Origin of the sequence: Paractinoplanes ovalisporus (assembly GCF_016834655.1) — a bacterium.
GTDB classification, from domain to species: Bacteria; Actinomycetota; Actinomycetes; order Mycobacteriales; family Micromonosporaceae; genus Actinoplanes; species Actinoplanes ovalisporus.
In genome coordinates this window covers 337,634-353,997 of sequence record NZ_JAENHP010000001.1, presented here as the reverse complement: position 1 = coordinate 353,997, position 16,364 = coordinate 337,634, and the positions used below count along the sequence as shown (strand labels likewise).

The following is a 16,364-nucleotide window of genomic DNA, read 5'->3' as shown; positions in this document are numbered from 1 at the left end:
TTTCGGCGGGAACTTCCCGGGCCTCGATCGGGACCAAAGCATCGCAGTCCCCGACGAGGAACGGACATCATGCGAAATCTCCGCACCCTGGCCGCAATGGCGCTGGCCGGCGCACTGACCACATTCGGGCTCGCCGGTTGCGGCGGCAGCGACTCCGCAAGCGGCGGCACGCCCGCTCCGGCGACGTCGTCGTCGGCGGCGACGCTGACCATCAAGGACCCGTGGGTGAAGGCGGGACCGGCCGGCGAGATGACGGCCGCGTTCGGCACCCTGGTCAACGACACCGGCGCCGACGTCACCATCACCGCCGCCGAGTCCCCGGCGTCACCGCTGGAACTGCACGAGATGACGATGAAGGACGGCAAGATGGTGATGCAGCCCAAGGAGGGCGGCTTCGTCATCAAGGCCAACGGCACGCACGAGCTGGCGCCCGGCGGCGACCACCTGATGCTGATGAAGCCCGCGAAGGCGATCGAGCCCGGCGACGAGGTCACGTTCACGCTGAAACTGGCCGACGGGTCGACCGTGCCGTTCACGGCGATCGCCAAGCCGTTCGTGGGCGCGCAGGAGAGTTACGACCCCGGTCACATGGGGAGCATGGCGCCGTGACGTCACGCCTTTCCGGTGCTGCGGCGTCTTTTTCTGATGGTGCTGCGGTGTCGCGTGGCTTTTGGGTGGCGCTGTGACGTCGCGGCGTCGGCTGCTGGCCGGGGGTGCGGCTGTGGCCGGGCTCGGTGTCGCGGGTGGCGCCGCGGTGGCCGCCACGACCGGGCGGGACGCTCCCGCCCCGGTCGCGGCCGCCGTGGCGCTGACCACCGGCACGGCCACGGTCCCGTTCCACGGGCCGCGCCAGGCCGGCATCGCCGAGGACCCGCCCGCGCACGCCTCGTTCGTGGCGTTCACCCTGCCCGCCGGCGCCGACCGGCGGGCCCTGGCCCGCATGATGCGGCTGCTCACCGACGACGCCCGGCGCCTCACCCAGGGCGTGCCGGCGCTGGGCGACACCGACGCGACGCTCGCCGTGCTCCCGGCCCGGCTGACCGTCACGTTCGGGTTCGGCCCCGGCCTCTATCGCGCCGCCGGCCTCGAGCCGCCCGTCACCGACCTGCCCACATTCAAGATCGATCGCCTGGAACGGCGCTGGTCGGGCGGCGACCTGCTGCTGCAGATCTGCGCCGACGACCCGCTGACCGTCGCACACACCCAGCGGATGCTCATCAAGGACACCCGCCCGTTCGCCTCGGTGCGCTGGGTGCAGCAGGGTTTCCGGCGCAGTCCCGGCGTCCAGGCCCCCGAACACACCCAGCGCAACGTGCTGGGCCAGATGGACGGCACCGCCAACCCGCGCGGCGCCGAGATCGAGCCTGCCGTGTGGAATCAGGACGGCTCGACCCAGCTGGTGGTGCGCCGGATCCGCGCCGAGATCGAGACGTGGGACATCCTGGCCGTGGCCGACAAGGAGAACGCGGTCGGCCGGCGCCTCGAATCCGGCGCCCCGCTGAGCGGCACGCAGGAGCGTGACGAGCCCGACTTCGCCAAGCTGGACGCCTCCGGCCTGCCCGCGATGCCCGACTTCTCGCACGTGACCCGGGCCCGCGTCACCGACCCGGCGATGAAGATCCTGCGCCGCCCGTACAACTACGACGGCGCCCCGAACGCGGCCGGTCACCCCGACTCGGGCCTGATCTTCGCGTCGTACCAGCGCGACATCGCCCAGCAGTACGTCCCCATCCAGCAACGCCTGGCCGACAAGGACCTGCTCAACGAGTGGATCACCCCGATCGGCTCGGCGGTCTTCGCCGTACCACCCGGCTGCGACGAGGACGGCTGGATCGGCGAGCAGGTGCTGGCGTGACGCGATCCCGTTCCGTTGCCGTGATCGTGGCCGCGGTGGCCGCCGTGGCTGTGCTCGCGCCCGCTGCGCCGGCGTCAGCCCACGCGCAGTTGCTGTCGTCCGTTCCCGCCGCCGGCGCCGCCCTGCCCGAGGCCCCTTCGGTGGTGACCCTACGGTTCAGCGAAGACCTGAACCCCGAGTTCACCACGGTCGTCCTCAGCAACGCGGCCCAGCAACGGATCCCAGCCGCGCCGCCCGTCGTAGCGGCGGCGACGGCCACGGTGAGCGTGGACGGCCCGCTGACCGCCGGCGCCTACACGGTCGCCTACCGGGTGGTGTCGAAGGACGGCCACACGGTCCAGGGTTCGTACGGCTTCACGGTCGGCCCTCCGCCATCCGCAGCAGCCGCGCCGAGCGCAGTGGCCGCCGTGTCCAACGATTCTGGCGGAATCCCGGCCGGGCTGCTGATCAGCTTGGCCGTGCTCGGCGCTGCCTTGATCGCCGCGGCGGCCTACTTCGCCACTTCCGGACGGCGGCCGAAACGCACCTAGCGGCCACCACGATCGGCGATCAGGCGGGCCTCCTGGAACAGGGCCACACGCACGGCCGCCGCCTGAGGGGTCAAAGCGCCGATCCGGGCCAGCCCCATCGAGCGGCCCTCCCAGCCCGGATCGTCGACCTCGACGGCCACGACACCCGAGGGCAGCGCGTCGGCGGCCAGGCTGGGGACGGTGGTGATCCCCAGGCCGGCCGCCACGAAGCCCAGCCGCGCCGACCAGTCACCCAGCTCGGCCACGACCGAGGGGTGCGGGACCGTCGGCCACGCCCCGAACTGAGGCTCACCCCGAGCGCCCCGCCCGGCGATCCAGGCCTCGTCCGCCAGCTCGGCCACCCCGACCCGGCCGGCGCGAGCCAGGCGGTGCCTCCGGGACACCGCGACCATCAGGCGGCCGGACGGGAGACGTTCGAGTTCGACGCCGGTCAGGTCCCAGTCGGGCAGGCCCTCGCCCGAGGACAGGATCGCCAGGTCGAGCCGGCCCGCCCGCAACCGCCGGATCTGCACGGGCGTCGACGACTCCTGGAAGTCGATGCCGACCGACGGATGCTCGGCCCGGACCCGGGCGATCGTGCGGGGCACCAGGGCCATGGCCGTCGTGGGGAAGCCGCCGAGGGCGACCCGGCCGCCGAGCGGGGCCGCCAAGTCGTCCAGCTCGCGCTGGGCCGCGTCGAACTGGTCGAGGATCGCCGCCGCCCGTACGGCCAACCGGTGGCCGGCCTCGGTGGGTTCGACGCCCCGTGGGCCGCGGCGGAACAGCTGGGTGCCGGCGGCGGTCTCCAGGGCCGCGATCTGTTTGGAGAGCGCCGACTGCGTGAACCCGAGCTGTTCGGACGCGGCGGTCAGCGATCCGGTGTCGAGCACGGCCCGCAGAGCGCGCAACAGCTGCGGATGAACGTCCAGGCTCATGACCCCAGTATTCCAGTACGGAATATCCGACCTGACGATCAATCGCTGGTGGCATGCCGGAACCGGCGCAAGACTGGGTCGCATGAGCAAAATCTGGTTCATCACCGGTACGTCGAGCGGGTTCGGTCGCCTCTGGGCCGAGGCCGCTCTGGAGCGCGGTGACCGGGTCGCCGCCACCGCCCGCGACACGACGAAGCTGAAGGACCTCGTCGAACGGTTCGGGGAATCGGTGCTGCCGCTGGAACTCGACGTCACCGACCGCGAGGGCGTGTTCGGGGCCGTGGAGCATGCGGTGCAACGGTTCGGGCGGCTCGACGTGGTCGTGAACAACGCCGGCTACGGCCACTTCGGCATGGTCGAGGAGCTGACCGAACGCGAGCTGCGGCAGCAGATGGAGACGAACTTCTTCGGCGCCGTCTGGGTCACCCAGGCCGCGCTGCCGTTCCTGCGCCGACAGGGCGGCGGGCACCTGCTGCAGGTGACCAGCGAGGGCGGAGTCCGGGCATATCCCGGCATCGGCGCCTACCATGCCTCGAAGTGGGCGCTCGAAGGGCTGTCGGAGGCCCTCGCGCAGGAGGTCGAGGGCTTCGGCATCCGGGTCACATGCGTCGAGCCCGGCCCGTACGCGACCGACTGGCTCGACCGGGGCTCACGGCGCAGCGCCGAGCGGGCCGACTACGACGAGGCCCGGGCCGCGACCGCGCCCGAGTTCGAGGTCGGCGATCCGGACGCCACCAAGCCCGCGATTCTCGAGCTGGTGGACGCCGCGGATCCGCCTCGGCGCTTGATTCTGGGCAAGCTGTTCCCGGTGATCGAGGCCTTGTACGAGGAGCGCCTGCAGACGTGGCGCGACTGGCAGCCGGTGTCGGTCAAGGCGTTCGGCGCCAAGGCTGCTGCCCCGACAGCGGTAGCGGCTCAGCTGCCGGCGGGCGCCGGGGAAACGGGGATCTCGGGTCGCCGCCGGCCTCGATAAGCGCCCACCAGGATGTCGATCAGCAGGAAACCGGCCAGCGGAATACCGAACATCGGCACCACCCAGGCCAGCCCGAACACCACCGGCACGCCGACGACGATGCCCCAGGTCGGCATCCGCAGCCAGGAGCCGCGGGCGGGCGGCGCCCCCACCACGGCTCGGCGGCCGGCCCGGGTGGGGCGGCGCTGCCACCACATCCGGTATCCCCAGACGATCACGCACAGCAGGCCGATCGCCAGCAACGCCAACAGGATCTGGTTGGCCAGGCCGAACAGGTTGCCCATGTGCGCGGACACGCCCAGGCTGGTCAGCTTGGCCAGCAGGGGAATGTCGGCGAAGTCGATCCGGTCGACCACGGTCCGGGAGGTGGCGTCGACGGCGAGCTTGTCCTTGCGTACGGGAAAGGTGTCGTCGTTCTGCGCCACCGACCACGCCGTCGTCGCGTCGGCGGGGACGGTCAGCTCCAACGGGCCGTCCAGGCCGTTGTCCCGGGCGACGGCGACCACCGAGTCCACAGTGGCCGGATCGAAACCGGCCGTCGAGGCGGAACCGCCGTGGTGGGCGCCGGCGGGGGCGGTGACGCCGGTCGAGAGCGTGGGGGTACGCGAGTTGAGCGCGTCGAGGGCGGCGCCGAAGTTCTCACCCGCATAGCGCGACCACGTCAGGCCGGTCGCGGCCAGGAACAGCAGCCCGACGGTGAGCCAGACGCCCGTCGCCGCGTGGAAACTGCGCGTCCGCCGTACGCCTTTTCGTGCGCTCAACTCCGGCGTGAGCATCTTGCGGGCGGTGCGTTGCCGTCGCCACCAGAGGGCGAGCCCGCCCAGCGCGATGATCGCCAGCCAGCTCGCCGCGAACTCGGAGTAGTGCCGTCCGAGGTCGCCCAGCTGCAGGTTGCGGTGGAAGTCGTCGAACCAGGTCTTCACCGGCGTGTAGGAGAACCAGGTGGTGAGCTGGCCCTTCACCTCGGCGGTGTACGGGTCGACGTAGACCGTGTGCTGCCGGTCGTTCTCGAGGCTGGGCACGTTGAAGTCGACCTGCGTGGTGGCGTCGCCCTCGCCGGGGCGGATCGTCGCGATCTCGCCGTCGGGGTGCGCGGTGCGGGCGGCGGTGATCTGCTCGGCCAGCGGCCTCGGTGTGCCGTCGGTGCTCGCCACGGTCAGCTCGTCGGCGTACACAATCTGGTCGATCTGCGGGGTGAGGGTGTAGGCGAGCCCGGTCAGGGCGGCTACGAACAGGAACGGCGCGACGAAGATGCCGGCGTAGAAGTGCAGGCGTAACAGGAGCGGACCAAAAGTGCGGGTGTCGCGGGGTTTCTGCGCCGGGCGTACGGCCGTGGGTGGGGCGACGGTCGACATGGGCCACCTCGTGGTCGGGGGATGAGAGCCGGGGAACCAAGCGTTGGTCGTCCCCGCTTGTCAGAAAGTTCCCAGGCGCACATCCGGCGGCCGTCTCCCTATCGGGAGGCGGCCGCCGGCGAGGGTGGCGGCACCGGCCCGGGGTCAGTCCCGGGCCCCGGTCAGGTGGGGGCGCAGGGCCAGGATGACGCCGAGCGTGGTGTAGCCGATCAGCAGGTGGGTGACGGCCGCGATCTGACCGATCCCCATGCCGAAGATGCCCATGATCGGGACGCAGACCACGGCCCAGCTCTCGGCGACCAGCGGCCACCCACGGGCCAGGCCCTTCCAGCGGCCGGTGAGGGCGATCTTCACGCCGATCACGAACATGCCGAGCATCGACAGCGGCCAGAACATGTCCAGCACGTGCATCCAGACCGCGTCCCGAGAGCCGGGCAGGGCGGCGTGCAGCACGGTCCAGAGCGTGGCCAGGGTGAGAAGCGCGTACTCGACCCGCAGCATGCCCCGGGCGACCCGCGAGGTGCCGGTGGCGGCCGTCCGCAGCTGCATGGTGACCAGCGCGAACAGCCCGATCTGGAAGGGCAGCGCGCCCAGGTCGGTGACCACGACGCCGACCGGGTCGGTGGTCTGCGGGCTGTAGAGGGCGGTGGCGCCGGCCCAGATGGCGGCGCCGGCGGCGACCAGCCAGCCCGTACGGCGTACGGCCGTCGCGGTGGCTCGGGTGGTGGGGTCGTCGGTGCGGGCCGGGGCCGGGTTGACGGTGACGGACATGGCCGTTCTCCTCGTTCGTTGGTGCGTCATTGACGAGGAGAACTCTCTGATGGGCGCGTCCCGGGCGGGCAGGGCTGCGTGCCACTCCCGCTGTCCCTGATGTGTCCCGATCGGGCCGGGACACATCAGGCCGCGGTCGGTCAGCTCACCTCGAACGTGCCGTGCAGCGAGGCCTCCGAGCTGCCGCCCACCCACACGTCGAAGGTGGACGCGTCGAGCACCCAGTCGCGGGCGCCGGCGTTCCAGTAGCGCCGCTGCTGCGGGCCGACCGTGAACTCCACACGCCGGCTCGACCGGGCGGGCACGACGACACGCTGAAAACCCTTCAGTTCCCGTACGGGCCGGGACGCCGTTCCGTGGCGCTGGTGCAGATACAGCTGCACGACCTCGGCCGCCTCACGATCGGAGTCGTTGGTCACCTCGACCGAGACGGCGACGGGCTCATCGCGTACGGAGGAAGGGTTGTCGATCGTCAGCCCGGAGAAGCCGAACCGGGCGTAGCTCAGGCCGTGACCGAACGGGAACAACGGCGTGCTGGCCTCGTCCCAGTAGCGGCGCGCCTGGTTCTCGGGCTCGTGCGAGGTGGTGTGCGCATAGATCATCGGGACCTGCCCGACGGTCCGCGGCCATGTGAAGGGCAGCTTGCCGCCGGGCGAGACCGCCCCGAAGAGCAGGTCGGCCACGGCGTGGCCGCCCTGCGTGCCCGGGTACCAGATGTCGAGGATCGCCGGCACGTGCTCGGCGGCCCAGCGCAGGTCGAGCGGGCGGCCGTTCATCACCAGCAGGACGGTCGGGGTGCCGGTGGCCACGATCGCCTTGAGCAGGTCGAGCTGGCGGCCGGGCAGCTCCAGCGACGAGCGTGACGCCGCCTCACCGATCATGTTCTGCCACTCGCCGAGCACCACCACCGCGACGTCGGCCGCGGTGGCCTTGGTGACGGCCTCGGCGAAGGCGGCCTCGGGGTCGAAGCCCTCGGGGTCGCTCGGGGCGTTGCCGCCGAACATGTCGAACATCGACGGGAACGTCCGCTGCGCCACCGGGATGCCCTGGGCGTAGTCGACCCGCAGGCGGTCGCCGGCCGCCTGGCGCACACCGTCGAGCACGGTGACGGTCTCGGACAGGTCGTAGTCGAACACCCACGGGCCGAGCGTGTCGCGCCGCGAGTCGGCGAGCGGGCCGATGACGGCGATCGAACCCAGCGTGCCGGCGTCGAGGGGGAGCAGGTCGCCCTCGTTGCGCAGCAGCACCGCCGAGCGCTGGGCGGCCACTCGGGCCACGTCGCGGTGCGCGGGGTCGGCCAGCACCTGGCGGGCGTTGTCCTCATCCACGTACGGGTTGTCGAAGAGCCCCAGCTTGGCCTTGGCCTCCAGGACCTTGCGGGCCCGCTGGTCGAGCACCTCGACGTCGACGTTGCCGGCCAGGTGGGCGTACGCCGGGTCGCTGATCGCCATCTCCATGTCTACGCCCGCCGTCACCGCCCGGGCACCGGCCTCGGCCAGGTCACGTGCGTAGCCGTGGGTGACCAGGTTGCGGGCGGCGTTGGCGTCGGTCACCACGAAGCCGTCGAAGCCCCACGTGTCCCGCAGCACCTCGGTGAACAGCCAGTGGCTGGCCGAGGCGGGCACACCGTTGAGGTTCATGTACGCCGTCATGACGTTGCCGGCGCCGGCCTCGACCGCGGCCTGGAACGGCGGGAAATAGACGTTCCAGAGCTCGTGGTCGGAGATGTCGGCCTGGTCGTAGTCGCGGCCGCCGATCGCCGCGCCGTATCCCGCGAAGTGCTTGGGGCCGGCGATGACCCCGTTGTCGTTCTGGAAGCCGCGCACTTGGGCAGCCGCGACGACCGCGCCGAGGTACGGGTCTTCGCCGGCCCCCTCGACGATGCGGCCCCAGCGCGGGTCGCGGGCGATGTCGACCATCGGGGCGAACGTCCAGTGGATGCCCACGGCCCGGGCCTCGCGGGCGGCCACCGCCTGCCCGCGCTCGATGGTCTCGGGGTCCCACGAGGCGGCCATCGCGATCGGCACCGGGAAGATGGTGCGCAGGCCGTGGATGACGTCGAAGCCGAACAGCAGCGGCACGCCGTGCGGGTTGCCCTCGATCGCCAGGCGCTGCAACCGGTTGATCTCGGCCGGGTCGGTGACGAAGAGCAGCGAGCCCGCGCCGCCGGTCCTCAGCGACTCCTCGACCGCCCGCGGCTGGGCCTCGCTGTCGAACCCGAGGGCCGGATCGGGCTTGGCGGCCTCGGCCGGCAGCTTGAAGTAGAAGAACTGCGTCAGCTGGGCCGCCTTCTCCTCGGGTGACATGCGCGCGAGCAGGTCGTCGACGTCTTTCATGCGATCTCCCTGGTTGACCGACGTGCGGGTGGCTTACACGTGTAAGCGAATGATACTCCGGTTCGCCGGAGCGGCCAGATGCTCTTTTCGCGGCCTGGCCGGGATGGCGTTTCGCGGCGCGGCCGGGATGGTGTTTTGGCGGTGTGGCCGGGATGGTGTTTTGGCGGTGTGGCCGGGATGGTGTTTTGGCGGTGTGGCCGGGATGGTGTTTTGGCGGTGTGGCCGGGATGGTGTTTTGGCGGTGTGGCCGGGATGGTGTTTTGGCGGTGCGGCCTGGATGGCGCTTTGGCTGTACGGCCCAGATTGCCGACATTACGATCGCCGGGCGCCGCTTGCTGCGAGTCTGGGAACGTGACCGAACTGCTCGTGGTCGGGGTGACCGCGCTCGTCGTGATCGCCGCCGCGACCGTCGTCGGTCCCCGCCTGGGCATCGCCTCCCCGCTGGTGCTGGTCGCGATCGGGGTCGGGGCGAGCTTCCTGCCGGTCTTCTCGGCGGTGCACATCGAGCCCGAATGGATTCTCGAGGGCGTCCTGCCGCCGCTGCTCTACTCGTCGGCGGTGGCGATGCCGGCGATGAACTTCCGCCGCGAGTTCGGCGCCATCGGCGGCCTGTCCGTCGTGCTGGTGGTCGGCAGCGCGCTCGCCCTTGGTCTTTTCTTCCACCTGGCCGTGCCCGACCTGGGCTTCGCGTGGGGCGTCGCCCTGGGCGCGATCGTCAGCCCGACCGACGCCGTCGCCACCTCGATCATCAAGCAGACACCGGTGTCACAGCGGGTAGTGGCGATGCTCGACGGCGAGGGCCTGCTCAACGACGCCACCGCCCTCGTCCTGCTGCGGACGGCGATCGTCGCCTCGGCCGCGATGTTCTCGTTCTGGAGCGCCCTCGGCACGTTCGCCTGGTCGGTGGTGGCCGCGAGCCTGGTCGGCTGGCTGGTCGGGCGGTTCAACCTGCTGATCCGCCGCCGCGTGACCGACTCGACCGTCAACACCGTCATCTCGTTCACGGTCCCGTTCGCCGCCGCCGTGCCCGCCACCCTGCTCGGCGCCTCCGGCCTGGTCGCCGCCGTCGTAGCTGGCCTGTTCACCGGCGTCCGCGCGCCGCGCGACCTGTCCGCCCGCAACCGCCTCTCCGACTCACAGAACTGGCGTACGGTCGAGCTCGTCCTGGAGGGCGCCGTCTTCCTGACGATGGGCCTGCAGATCAAACACATCGTCGAGAACGTCGAACAGGACCACACCGGTCGCCCCCGCCGTGCTCATCGCGGCCGGCGCGCTCGCCCTGACCGTGCTGGTGCGGGCCGCCTACGTGGCTCCGCTCCTCGGCGTCCTGGCCGTCCGGGCTCGCCAGAACGCCTCCATGCAGGGCCGGATCCAGGACATGCAGGAACGGATGACCACCCCCGAGGGCAAGCAGGAGACGCTGCAGCGGATGAGCCACCGCGGGCGCCCCGCCTCGCAGAAGGACCTGGACCGTTTCGCGCTGCGGATGACCCGTTTCCTGGCCACCATCGAATACTTCCTGCGCGAGCCGCTGGGCTGGCGCGAGGGCCTGACGGTGGTGTGGGCCGGCATGCGCGGCGCGGTCACCGTGGCCGCCGCCCAGTCGCTCCCCGAGGACACCCCGCAGCGTTCCATGCTGGTGCTGATCGCGTTCGCGGTGGCGGTGATGTCGCTGCTCGTCCAGGGCGGCACGATCGGCCCGCTGCTGCGCCGGATCACCCCGGAGCCGGACCCGGAGGCAGCGGCCGCCCGTTCCCGAGCCGAACGCGACCGCATCTTCGAGCTCATGCGGGTGAGCGCCTCGGCCGTTCCCGAGCCGCCCGACCCGAACGACTTCGACGCCAACCGCCGGCATCGCCTGGAGGTCCTCGACGCTCAGCGCACCGCCCTGCTGGACGCCCGCGACAACGGCACGTTCGACGCCGACGTCCTGGAGCTGGCCTTGGCCAACCTGGACGCGTCCCAGATCGACATCGAGATGCGCGGCCAGTTCCTGGTCAGCCGCTCATGAACGGCCGTCGCCCCTCAACCGCTCGTTCAAACGCGCAGGCGTCGCCTGCAACCGCTCGTTCAAACGCGCAGGCGTCGCCTTCAACTGCTCGTCCATGAGCGCGGCGCCGTCCTCAACTGTTCGTTCTCAGCGCGGCGTTGCCTTCAGCTGCTTGCTTGTGAGCGTGGTGTTGTCGTCAGCTGCTCGTTCGTGAGCGCGGCGCCGTCTTCAGCTGCTCGTTTGTGAGTGCGTTGCCGTCTTCAGCTGCTCGTTTGTGAGTGCGGTGCCGTCTTCAGCTGCTTTCTTGTGAGCGTGGTGTTGTCGTCAGCTGCTCGTTCGTGAGCGCGGCGTCGTCCTCAACTGCTCGTTCGTTAGTGCGGTGCTGTTGTCAGCTGCTCGTTTGCGAGCGTGGCGCCGTCTGTCTCAACTGCTCGTTCGTGCGCGCGGCGCTGTTGTCAGCTGCTCGTTTGTGAGCGTGGCGCTGTTGTCAGCTGCTTGTTTGTGAGCGTGGCGCCGTATGTCCTCATCTGCTCGTTTGTGAGCGTGGCGCTGTTGTCAGCTGCTTGTTTGTGAGCGTGGCGCCGTATGTCCTCATCTGCTCGTTTGTGAGCGCGGCGCTGTTGTCAGCTGCTCGTCAGTGAGCGCGGGCCACGCTGTCAGCTGCCCGTGACGGACTTGACCGCGAGCGTCGCCCCGGCGGCGGTGAAGCCCAGCCCCAGGATGAGTGTGAGCAACAGGCTGCGGACGTTCTCGCGCCGCTCGTCGATCCAGGCGCTCGCTGTGTCACCGGCCAGGTAGCGCACGGTCACCGTCTCCCCGATCTCCATCGTCGGCTTCGAGGACGACAGGTTGCTGGTGAGCTCATGGGTCGCGCCGTAATCGTCGGTCCAGCTCACGACCACCGACCGGCTGCCGCTCGTGCGCCGATGATGACCCGTGACCCGCCCGTACGTCTGCCGGCCCTCACTACGCAGGCGACGCAGATGCATCATTTCCCGTACGCCGCGATAGATCACGAACGCACCGATGAGCGCGAGGACGACGGCGAGGACCATGCCCGCCATGCTGGATCACCCACGCGCCGCCGTCGATCGCCCCGACGGCTGATTCACATTCGCGCCTTCAGTCTTCGGGCGCTCGTTTGCGCGCTCGAATGCTAATGCGCGTTTGCGCGCGGTGTGCGTTCGGAGGGTGCGTGCTCGAATGCTAGTTGCGCGTTTGCGCGGTGCGTGTTCGGGCCCTGCGCGCTTGGGCGGTGTGTGCTCGGGCGGTATGCGTTCGGGCGGTGCGTGTTCCGGCGGTGTGCGTTGAGGCGGTGCGCGTTTGCGCGGTGCGTGTTCGGGCCCTGCGCGCTTGCGCGGTGCGTGTTCGGGTGGTGCGTGTCCCGGCGGTGTGCGTTGAGGCGGTGCGCGTTTGCGCGGTGCGTGTTCGGGCCCTGCGCGCTTGCGCGGTGCGTGTTCGGGCCCTGCGCGCTTGCGCGGTGCGTGTTCGGGCGGTGCGTGTTCGGGCGGTGCGTGTTCGAGCGGTGCGCGTTCGGGCGGTGCGTGTTCGAGCGGTGCGTGTTCGAGCGGTGCGTGTTCGAGCGGTGCGTGTTCGAGCGGTGCGCGTTCGAGCGGTGCGCGTTCGAGCGGTGCGCGTTCGAGCGGTGCGCGTTCGAGCGGTGCGTGTTCGAGTGGTGGGCGTTTGGGCGGTGTGTGTTCGGGCGGTGCGCGTTTGGGGGGGTGCGCTCAGTTTTCGCGCGCGACCGACTCCAGGTACTGGTCGATGCCGTCGCCGACCCAGGCGTGCAACACCAACAGGGCGCCACCGCAGACGACGATCAGCACGAGGACCGTCGCGATCAGCCAGCGCCAGTCGGAGCGCCGGGGCTCTTCGGGCGCGTCGGGCGACGGCTCCTGATAGGGAACCAGCGGATCCTCATCAGGAGCGGTCACCCCACGATCGTATGGGTCAGCGCGAACGCGGCAGGCAGCACTTCTTGTATTTCAGCCCCGAACCGCACCAGCAGGCGCCGTTACGCTCCGGCGGCCACGGGATCTGCCCCTCGCGGCCGGCCAGCTGCTCGGCGTAGCCCGCGCGCACCTTGGCGTCGGCCGGGTCGCCGTCGGCCCCGGCGAACCCGGTCAGGCCCACCACCGTGGCCGGCAGCAGGGTCAGCCCCGACCGGCCCGCGGTGGTCAGGCGTACGAGCTCGCGTTCGAGGATGCCGCGGTGCTCGTCCCAGTTCGCGCCGAACGGCTCGGCCAGCGCGGGCAGCTTCTCGAGCAGCCGGTCGAACTCGGGCTGCCGGAAGAACAGCAGGTCGGGAGCGGCCGCGGCCGCGGTGGCGGCACCCGCGTTGGTCAGCCGGGTCTCGAGCCGCTCGGCCAGGTTGTCGTGCGTGTCGTGCTGCAGGCCGAGCGCGTGGCGCAGCCGGTGCCGCTGCTGCAGCAGGAAGAAGAGCACGCCCGCGTCCTCGGCCGAGGACGGCTCGGCGGTGTTGCCGGAATCGGCCAGCGCCTGCTCCACGGCCTCGGTCAGCCACTGCTGGGCCACCCGTGCCTGCCCGCCCGCGGCGAGAGCGGCCGTGATGTAGGCCGGCGCGTCCGTGTGCCGGGTCAGCAGCGGGCGCAACGGTTCCAGCGCGGCCAGCGCGTCGTCGGTGCGGCCGAGGCGGAACAGGATGCGAGCCCGCAGGGCCTGCGCGCCGCCGGCCTGGCTGTCGTCTCTTTCCCCGTACGCCTCGACGCTGCGCTCCACGTAGCGGAGCGCGGCATCGAGCTTGTTGCGGCTCTCCGCGATCTCGGCGGCCAGGGCGAGGGCATAGCCCGCATCGTCCTTGTCCGCGAGTCGCCCCGCCTCGGCTGCGTCGGCCAGGTCGGCCGCAATGCCGAGCGGGTCGGCCGCGCCGAGTGCGGACTGCCGGATGTCACTGAGGTCTTCGCTGGTCAGCTCGGTTTTGAACGCCACGCCGCCACCGTACTGCGCCGGGCGCTCCACCGGCCATTGATCGACACTCCGGCATGGCGCAGATCTCCCTGCCGCGCCGGGTCGGTTTGCCCGTCGCGCCGGCGCCGATCTCCCCGCCGCGCCAGGTCAGTCTGCCCGTCGTGCCGGCTCAGTTCTCCCAGTCGCGGGGGCTCAGTCCTCCGAGTCGCGCGGGGGCTCAGTCCTCCCAGTTGCGCGGGCTCAGTCCTCCCCGGAGAACCGTTCCCAAGCTGACTGCTTGGTGATGCCCAGCGCCTCCCCGATCGTGGTCCACGTGGTGCCCCTGGTGCGCAACAGGCGGGCGATTCGCCCCACCGCCCGGTCGACGTCGTGCTTCAGCGACGCGACGCGGACCATCGTGGCCAGCAACTCCTCATCGGACTGGTCGGCCCACAGCCGTACGCCCTCGAGGCGCTTGCCGGCCAGCACGTCGTTGCAGAGCCCGACGCACTCGTCGCAGATGCTGGGCCCGGGCCCGGCGATCAGTTGGGCCACTTCTTCCTCGGTCTTGCCGCAGAACGAGCAGCGCGTGACGGTCACCGTGGTCATGGCGTCTCCTTTCGGATCGTCAGGCCAACCCTGACGCCGTCAGGATATCCCTGACGCGGGTGCGGCGCCAGGCCACAAAGATGAGCACGATCGCCCCGGCCGTGAAGACCGCGTTCCCGACCAGATCGATGGCGACCTCGGTGGCCCCGACCGGCGATTCGGCGAAGGAGTGCCACGCGTACGTGAGCAGCAGACCCGCGCCGATCGCGAGGTAGTGCATGTCGTTCCACCCGTCGTGGGCCGCCCAGCGGGCGATCAGCGTCAGCGTGACGGCCACGTCGGCCACCCACACGGCCACGCCCACCCAGGTCGGCACGTCCACGAGGGTGAGTCCCATGAACAGCGCGCCGGCGATCAGAGTGCAGACCAGCACCGTACGAGGGGAAGGTGCTCTGCCCCCGCGAGGCCGGAACCGGAAGCGAAGCAGAAGCCCCGCCGCGACGAGCAGCGCCAGAACAACCCCTGTGGCCGCGAACTGCCCGGCCGTAGCGGTGTAGGGCCACATCGACATGTTGATCGCCGTGCTGATCGTTATACCCGCGGCGAACAGCACCCCGGTCACGATCAGCCCCGTCCGCCCGAGCCACGGCGTGGTGCGTCGGTCCCCGGCGAGGCTTTCCACCATCAGGATCGACGCGCCGACGCTCCAGAACACGTGCAGCCCGATCACGAAGATCGTCCACGGAACCGCGATGCCCAGCGCCGGCACAAACCCGTCCACAAGCAGGTGCTGGTCGGCATAGTTCGGGTTGAACAGCGACTGCGTGGTCAACCCCTCTTCCAGTACGCCGTAGGCCACGCCCAGAATCACGATGTTCGGCCAGCCCAGCCCGCGCCGCCGCACAAGTTCCCGGATGAGCAGCGCCCCACCGCCGTACAGCGGAGCCAGCGCGAGCACCGCGGGCAGCAGCACAATGGGCAGATTCCCGAGCAGAAACTCGGCCACGAGCGGCGCCAGAAAGAACAGGGCAACGGCATAACGCTTCATGTCTTTACTGGACACCCGCCGATATCCCGGCCAGCGTGCCGGACAGCCGGTATCCGGCGTGACAAATGTCAGTGCGGGCCGTCGTGGCAGGATGCGGCATGGCCATCGACGGCGGGACGGCTCGGCTGCTGAGCGACGCGATCCTCGACTCCTTCGAGCCCGAGCGGCTCAAGCAGATGCTCTTCTACCGGCTCGACAAGCAGTTGCACCGCATCACCATGAAGGCCGACTACGAGTCCATCGTCTTCGACCTGATCATGGCGGCCGACTCCGAGGGCTGGCTCGACCAGCTGGTGCTCGCCGCCCGCCGGTCCCGCCCGGCCGAGCAGCGGCTGTTCGAGGTCGCCCAGCGCCGGCACGTGGCGGTCGAGACCGGCGGCCTGGAGACCATCCTCAAGCGGGCCCCCGACATCCGCCCGGCCCTGTTCCGGGCCGCGCTGGCCACCGTCGAGGGGCAGGTAGGCAAGTTCGAGCGGTCGACGGCGACCGGCCCGGTGGCGATGGGCACCGGATTTCTCGTCGGCCCCGACCTCTGCATGACCAGCTACCACGTCGTCCGGGAACTCTTCACCGGCGACCTGGACGCCGCCGACGTGAGCGTGCGGTTCGACTACAAGCACGTCGGTGAGCACCTGCTCGACGGCCGGACGATCGCACTGGCCGACGACTGGAAGGTCGCCGCCGCGCCGCACAGCGCCGCCGACGAGCACGGCGGTGAGCCGGCACCGGACGAACTCGACTTCGCCGTGCTGCGGCTGGCCCGCGAACCGGGCCGGGAACCGGTCGGCGACCGGGCCGAACCGGGTGCCGGGCGACGCGGCTGGATCGAGCGGGTGGCCGCCGGACCGCTGCGGGCCGGCGACGACCTGCTCGTGCTCCAGCACATCGAGGGCAAGCCGTTACGCCTCACGTTCGGGCAGGTGCTCGACGTGAACGCCAACGGGACCCGGCTGCGGCACACCGCCAACACCGACGAGGGCTCGTCCGGGTCGCCGTGCTTCACGCTCGGCATGGAGCTGGCCGCGATCCACCAGGCGGGCGACCCGGACCGCTCGACCTGGCACCGCCCCGACCACAACCGGGCCGTCCCGGCGGCGGCGGTCTTCGGCGCCTACCGACCGTCCTGACCGGCCGCT

General features: G+C 70.8%; 15 protein-coding genes and 2 pseudogenes. 7 read left to right on the top strand and 10 right to left on the bottom strand.

Going from position 1 to position 16,364, the window contains the following annotated elements; translation table 11 throughout:
• Positions 1-69: 69 nt before the first annotated feature.
• From JIG36_RS01635 to JIG36_RS01625, 3 genes are all read left to right on the top strand, one after another.
• Positions 70-609: a copper chaperone PCu(A)C gene (locus tag JIG36_RS01635; protein ID WP_203374163.1), complete on the top strand. Its 540-nt coding sequence runs from the start codon at positions 70-72 to the stop codon at positions 607-609.
• 73 nt (positions 610-682) lie between these two features.
• The gene (locus JIG36_RS01630; protein ID WP_203374162.1) at positions 683-1,855 is read left to right on the top strand and encodes a Dyp-type peroxidase; all 1,173 of its coding nucleotides are present in this window, start codon (positions 683-685) and stop codon (positions 1,853-1,855) included.
• Positions 1,852-2,385, top strand: a complete 534-nt coding sequence (locus tag JIG36_RS01625) for a copper resistance CopC family protein (RefSeq protein WP_203374161.1) — start codon at positions 1,852-1,854, stop codon at positions 2,383-2,385. Before JIG36_RS01630 ends, JIG36_RS01625 begins: the two co-directional genes overlap by 4 nt.
• Here JIG36_RS01625 and JIG36_RS01620 read toward each other — a convergent pair.
• Complete coding sequence (locus tag JIG36_RS01620) at positions 2,382-3,299, bottom strand: LysR family transcriptional regulator (protein ID WP_203374160.1); 918 nt, start codon at positions 3,297-3,299, stop codon at positions 2,382-2,384. The genes JIG36_RS01625 and JIG36_RS01620 overlap by 4 nt on opposite strands.
• An 82-nt stretch (positions 3,300-3,381) precedes the next feature.
• On the opposite strand from JIG36_RS01620, the gene JIG36_RS01615 reads away from it, so the two are divergent.
• Entirely contained in the window at positions 3,382-4,272 is an 891-nt protein-coding gene (locus tag JIG36_RS01615; protein ID WP_203374159.1) for an SDR family NAD(P)-dependent oxidoreductase, read from the top strand.
• Here JIG36_RS01615 and JIG36_RS01610 read toward each other — a convergent pair.
• From JIG36_RS01610 to JIG36_RS01600, 3 genes are all read right to left on the bottom strand, one after another.
• Positions 4,215-5,627 (bottom strand): PepSY-associated TM helix domain-containing protein, encoded by a 1,413-nt coding sequence (locus JIG36_RS01610; protein WP_203374158.1) that lies wholly within the window; start codon positions 5,625-5,627, stop codon positions 4,215-4,217. The genes JIG36_RS01615 and JIG36_RS01610 overlap by 58 nt on opposite strands.
• A 144-nt stretch (positions 5,628-5,771) precedes the next feature.
• Entirely contained in the window at positions 5,772-6,398 is a 627-nt protein-coding gene (locus tag JIG36_RS01605) for a hypothetical protein (protein ID WP_203374157.1), read from the bottom strand.
• A 140-nt stretch (positions 6,399-6,538) separates the two neighbouring features.
• Positions 6,539-8,734: a glycoside hydrolase family 3 N-terminal domain-containing protein gene (locus JIG36_RS01600; protein WP_203374156.1), complete on the bottom strand. Its 2,196-nt coding sequence runs from the start codon at positions 8,732-8,734 to the stop codon at positions 6,539-6,541.
• Between the two features lie 78 nt (positions 8,735-8,812).
• Between JIG36_RS01600 and JIG36_RS54605 the strand changes: the two are divergent.
• Positions 8,813-9,892 (top strand): annotated as a pseudogene (locus tag JIG36_RS54605) (cation:proton antiporter); the annotation flags it as partial.
• Here JIG36_RS54605 and JIG36_RS53095 read toward each other — a convergent pair.
• On the bottom strand, positions 9,869-9,994 hold the full coding sequence (locus JIG36_RS53095; RefSeq protein WP_268919485.1) for a hypothetical protein: 126 nt from the start codon (positions 9,992-9,994) through the stop codon (positions 9,869-9,871). The pseudogene JIG36_RS54605 and the gene JIG36_RS53095 sit on opposite strands and share 24 nt — an antisense overlap.
• On the opposite strand from JIG36_RS53095, the gene JIG36_RS01590 reads away from it, so the two are divergent.
• Entirely contained in the window at positions 9,987-10,745 is a 759-nt protein-coding gene (locus JIG36_RS01590) for a cation:proton antiporter domain-containing protein (protein WP_203374155.1), read from the top strand. The two genes, JIG36_RS53095 and JIG36_RS01590, sit on opposite strands and share 8 nt — an antisense overlap.
• Before the next feature lie 635 nt (positions 10,746-11,380).
• Here the strand turns inward: JIG36_RS01590 and JIG36_RS01585 are convergent.
• The 5 genes and pseudogenes from JIG36_RS01585 to JIG36_RS01560 form a co-directional block, all read right to left on the bottom strand.
• Positions 11,381-11,779 (bottom strand): DUF3592 domain-containing protein, encoded by a 399-nt coding sequence (locus JIG36_RS01585; protein ID WP_203374154.1) that lies wholly within the window; start codon positions 11,777-11,779, stop codon positions 11,381-11,383.
• A 672-nt stretch (positions 11,780-12,451) separates the two neighbouring features.
• Complete coding sequence (locus JIG36_RS01575; RefSeq protein ID WP_203374153.1) at positions 12,452-12,658, bottom strand: hypothetical protein; 207 nt, start codon at positions 12,656-12,658, stop codon at positions 12,452-12,454.
• Between the two features lie 16 nt (positions 12,659-12,674).
• On the bottom strand, positions 12,675-13,673 hold the full coding sequence (locus JIG36_RS01570; protein ID WP_203374152.1) for an SEC-C domain-containing protein: 999 nt from the start codon (positions 13,671-13,673) through the stop codon (positions 12,675-12,677).
• Positions 13,674-14,114: 441 nt separating this feature from the next.
• A pseudogene (locus tag JIG36_RS54760) lies at positions 14,115-14,240 on the bottom strand (ClpX C4-type zinc finger protein); the annotation flags it as partial.
• A gap of 19 nt (positions 14,241-14,259) precedes the next feature.
• Positions 14,260-15,228: a hypothetical protein gene (locus JIG36_RS01560; RefSeq protein WP_203374150.1), complete on the bottom strand. Its 969-nt coding sequence runs from the start codon at positions 15,226-15,228 to the stop codon at positions 14,260-14,262.
• A 98-nt stretch (positions 15,229-15,326) separates the two neighbouring features.
• Between JIG36_RS01560 and JIG36_RS01555 the strand changes: the two genes are divergently transcribed.
• A complete protein-coding gene (locus JIG36_RS01555) occupies positions 15,327-16,355 on the top strand; it encodes an effector-associated domain EAD1-containing protein (protein WP_203374149.1) in 1,029 nt (342 codons plus the stop codon).
• Positions 16,356-16,364: the final 9 nt, after the last annotated feature.

Coding starts and splice junctions, on each gene's coding strand:
- JIG36_RS01600 (WP_203374156.1), bottom strand. CDS start 8,734: ATGAAAGACGTCGACGACCTGCTCGCGCGCATGTCACCCGAGGAGAAG.
- JIG36_RS01620 (WP_203374160.1), bottom strand. CDS start 3,299: ATGAGCCTGGACGTTCATCCGCAGCTGTTGCGCGCTCTGCGGGCCGTG.
- JIG36_RS01610 (WP_203374158.1), bottom strand. CDS start 5,627: ATGTCGACCGTCGCCCCACCCACGGCCGTACGCCCGGCGCAGAAACCC.
- JIG36_RS01635 (WP_203374163.1), top strand. CDS start 70: ATGCGAAATCTCCGCACCCTGGCCGCAATGGCGCTGGCCGGCGCACTG.
- JIG36_RS01560 (WP_203374150.1), bottom strand. CDS start 15,228: ATGAAGCGTTATGCCGTTGCCCTGTTCTTTCTGGCGCCGCTCGTGGCC.
- JIG36_RS01555 (WP_203374149.1), top strand. CDS start 15,327: ATGGCCATCGACGGCGGGACGGCTCGGCTGCTGAGCGACGCGATCCTC.
- JIG36_RS01615 (WP_203374159.1), top strand. CDS start 3,382: ATGAGCAAAATCTGGTTCATCACCGGTACGTCGAGCGGGTTCGGTCGC.
- JIG36_RS01605 (WP_203374157.1), bottom strand. CDS start 6,398: ATGTCCGTCACCGTCAACCCGGCCCCGGCCCGCACCGACGACCCCACC.
- JIG36_RS01585 (WP_203374154.1), bottom strand. CDS start 11,779: ATGGTCCTCGCCGTCGTCCTCGCGCTCATCGGTGCGTTCGTGATCTAT.
- JIG36_RS53095 (WP_268919485.1), bottom strand. CDS start 9,994: ATGAGCACGGCGGGGGCGACCGGTGTGGTCCTGTTCGACGTTCTCGAC.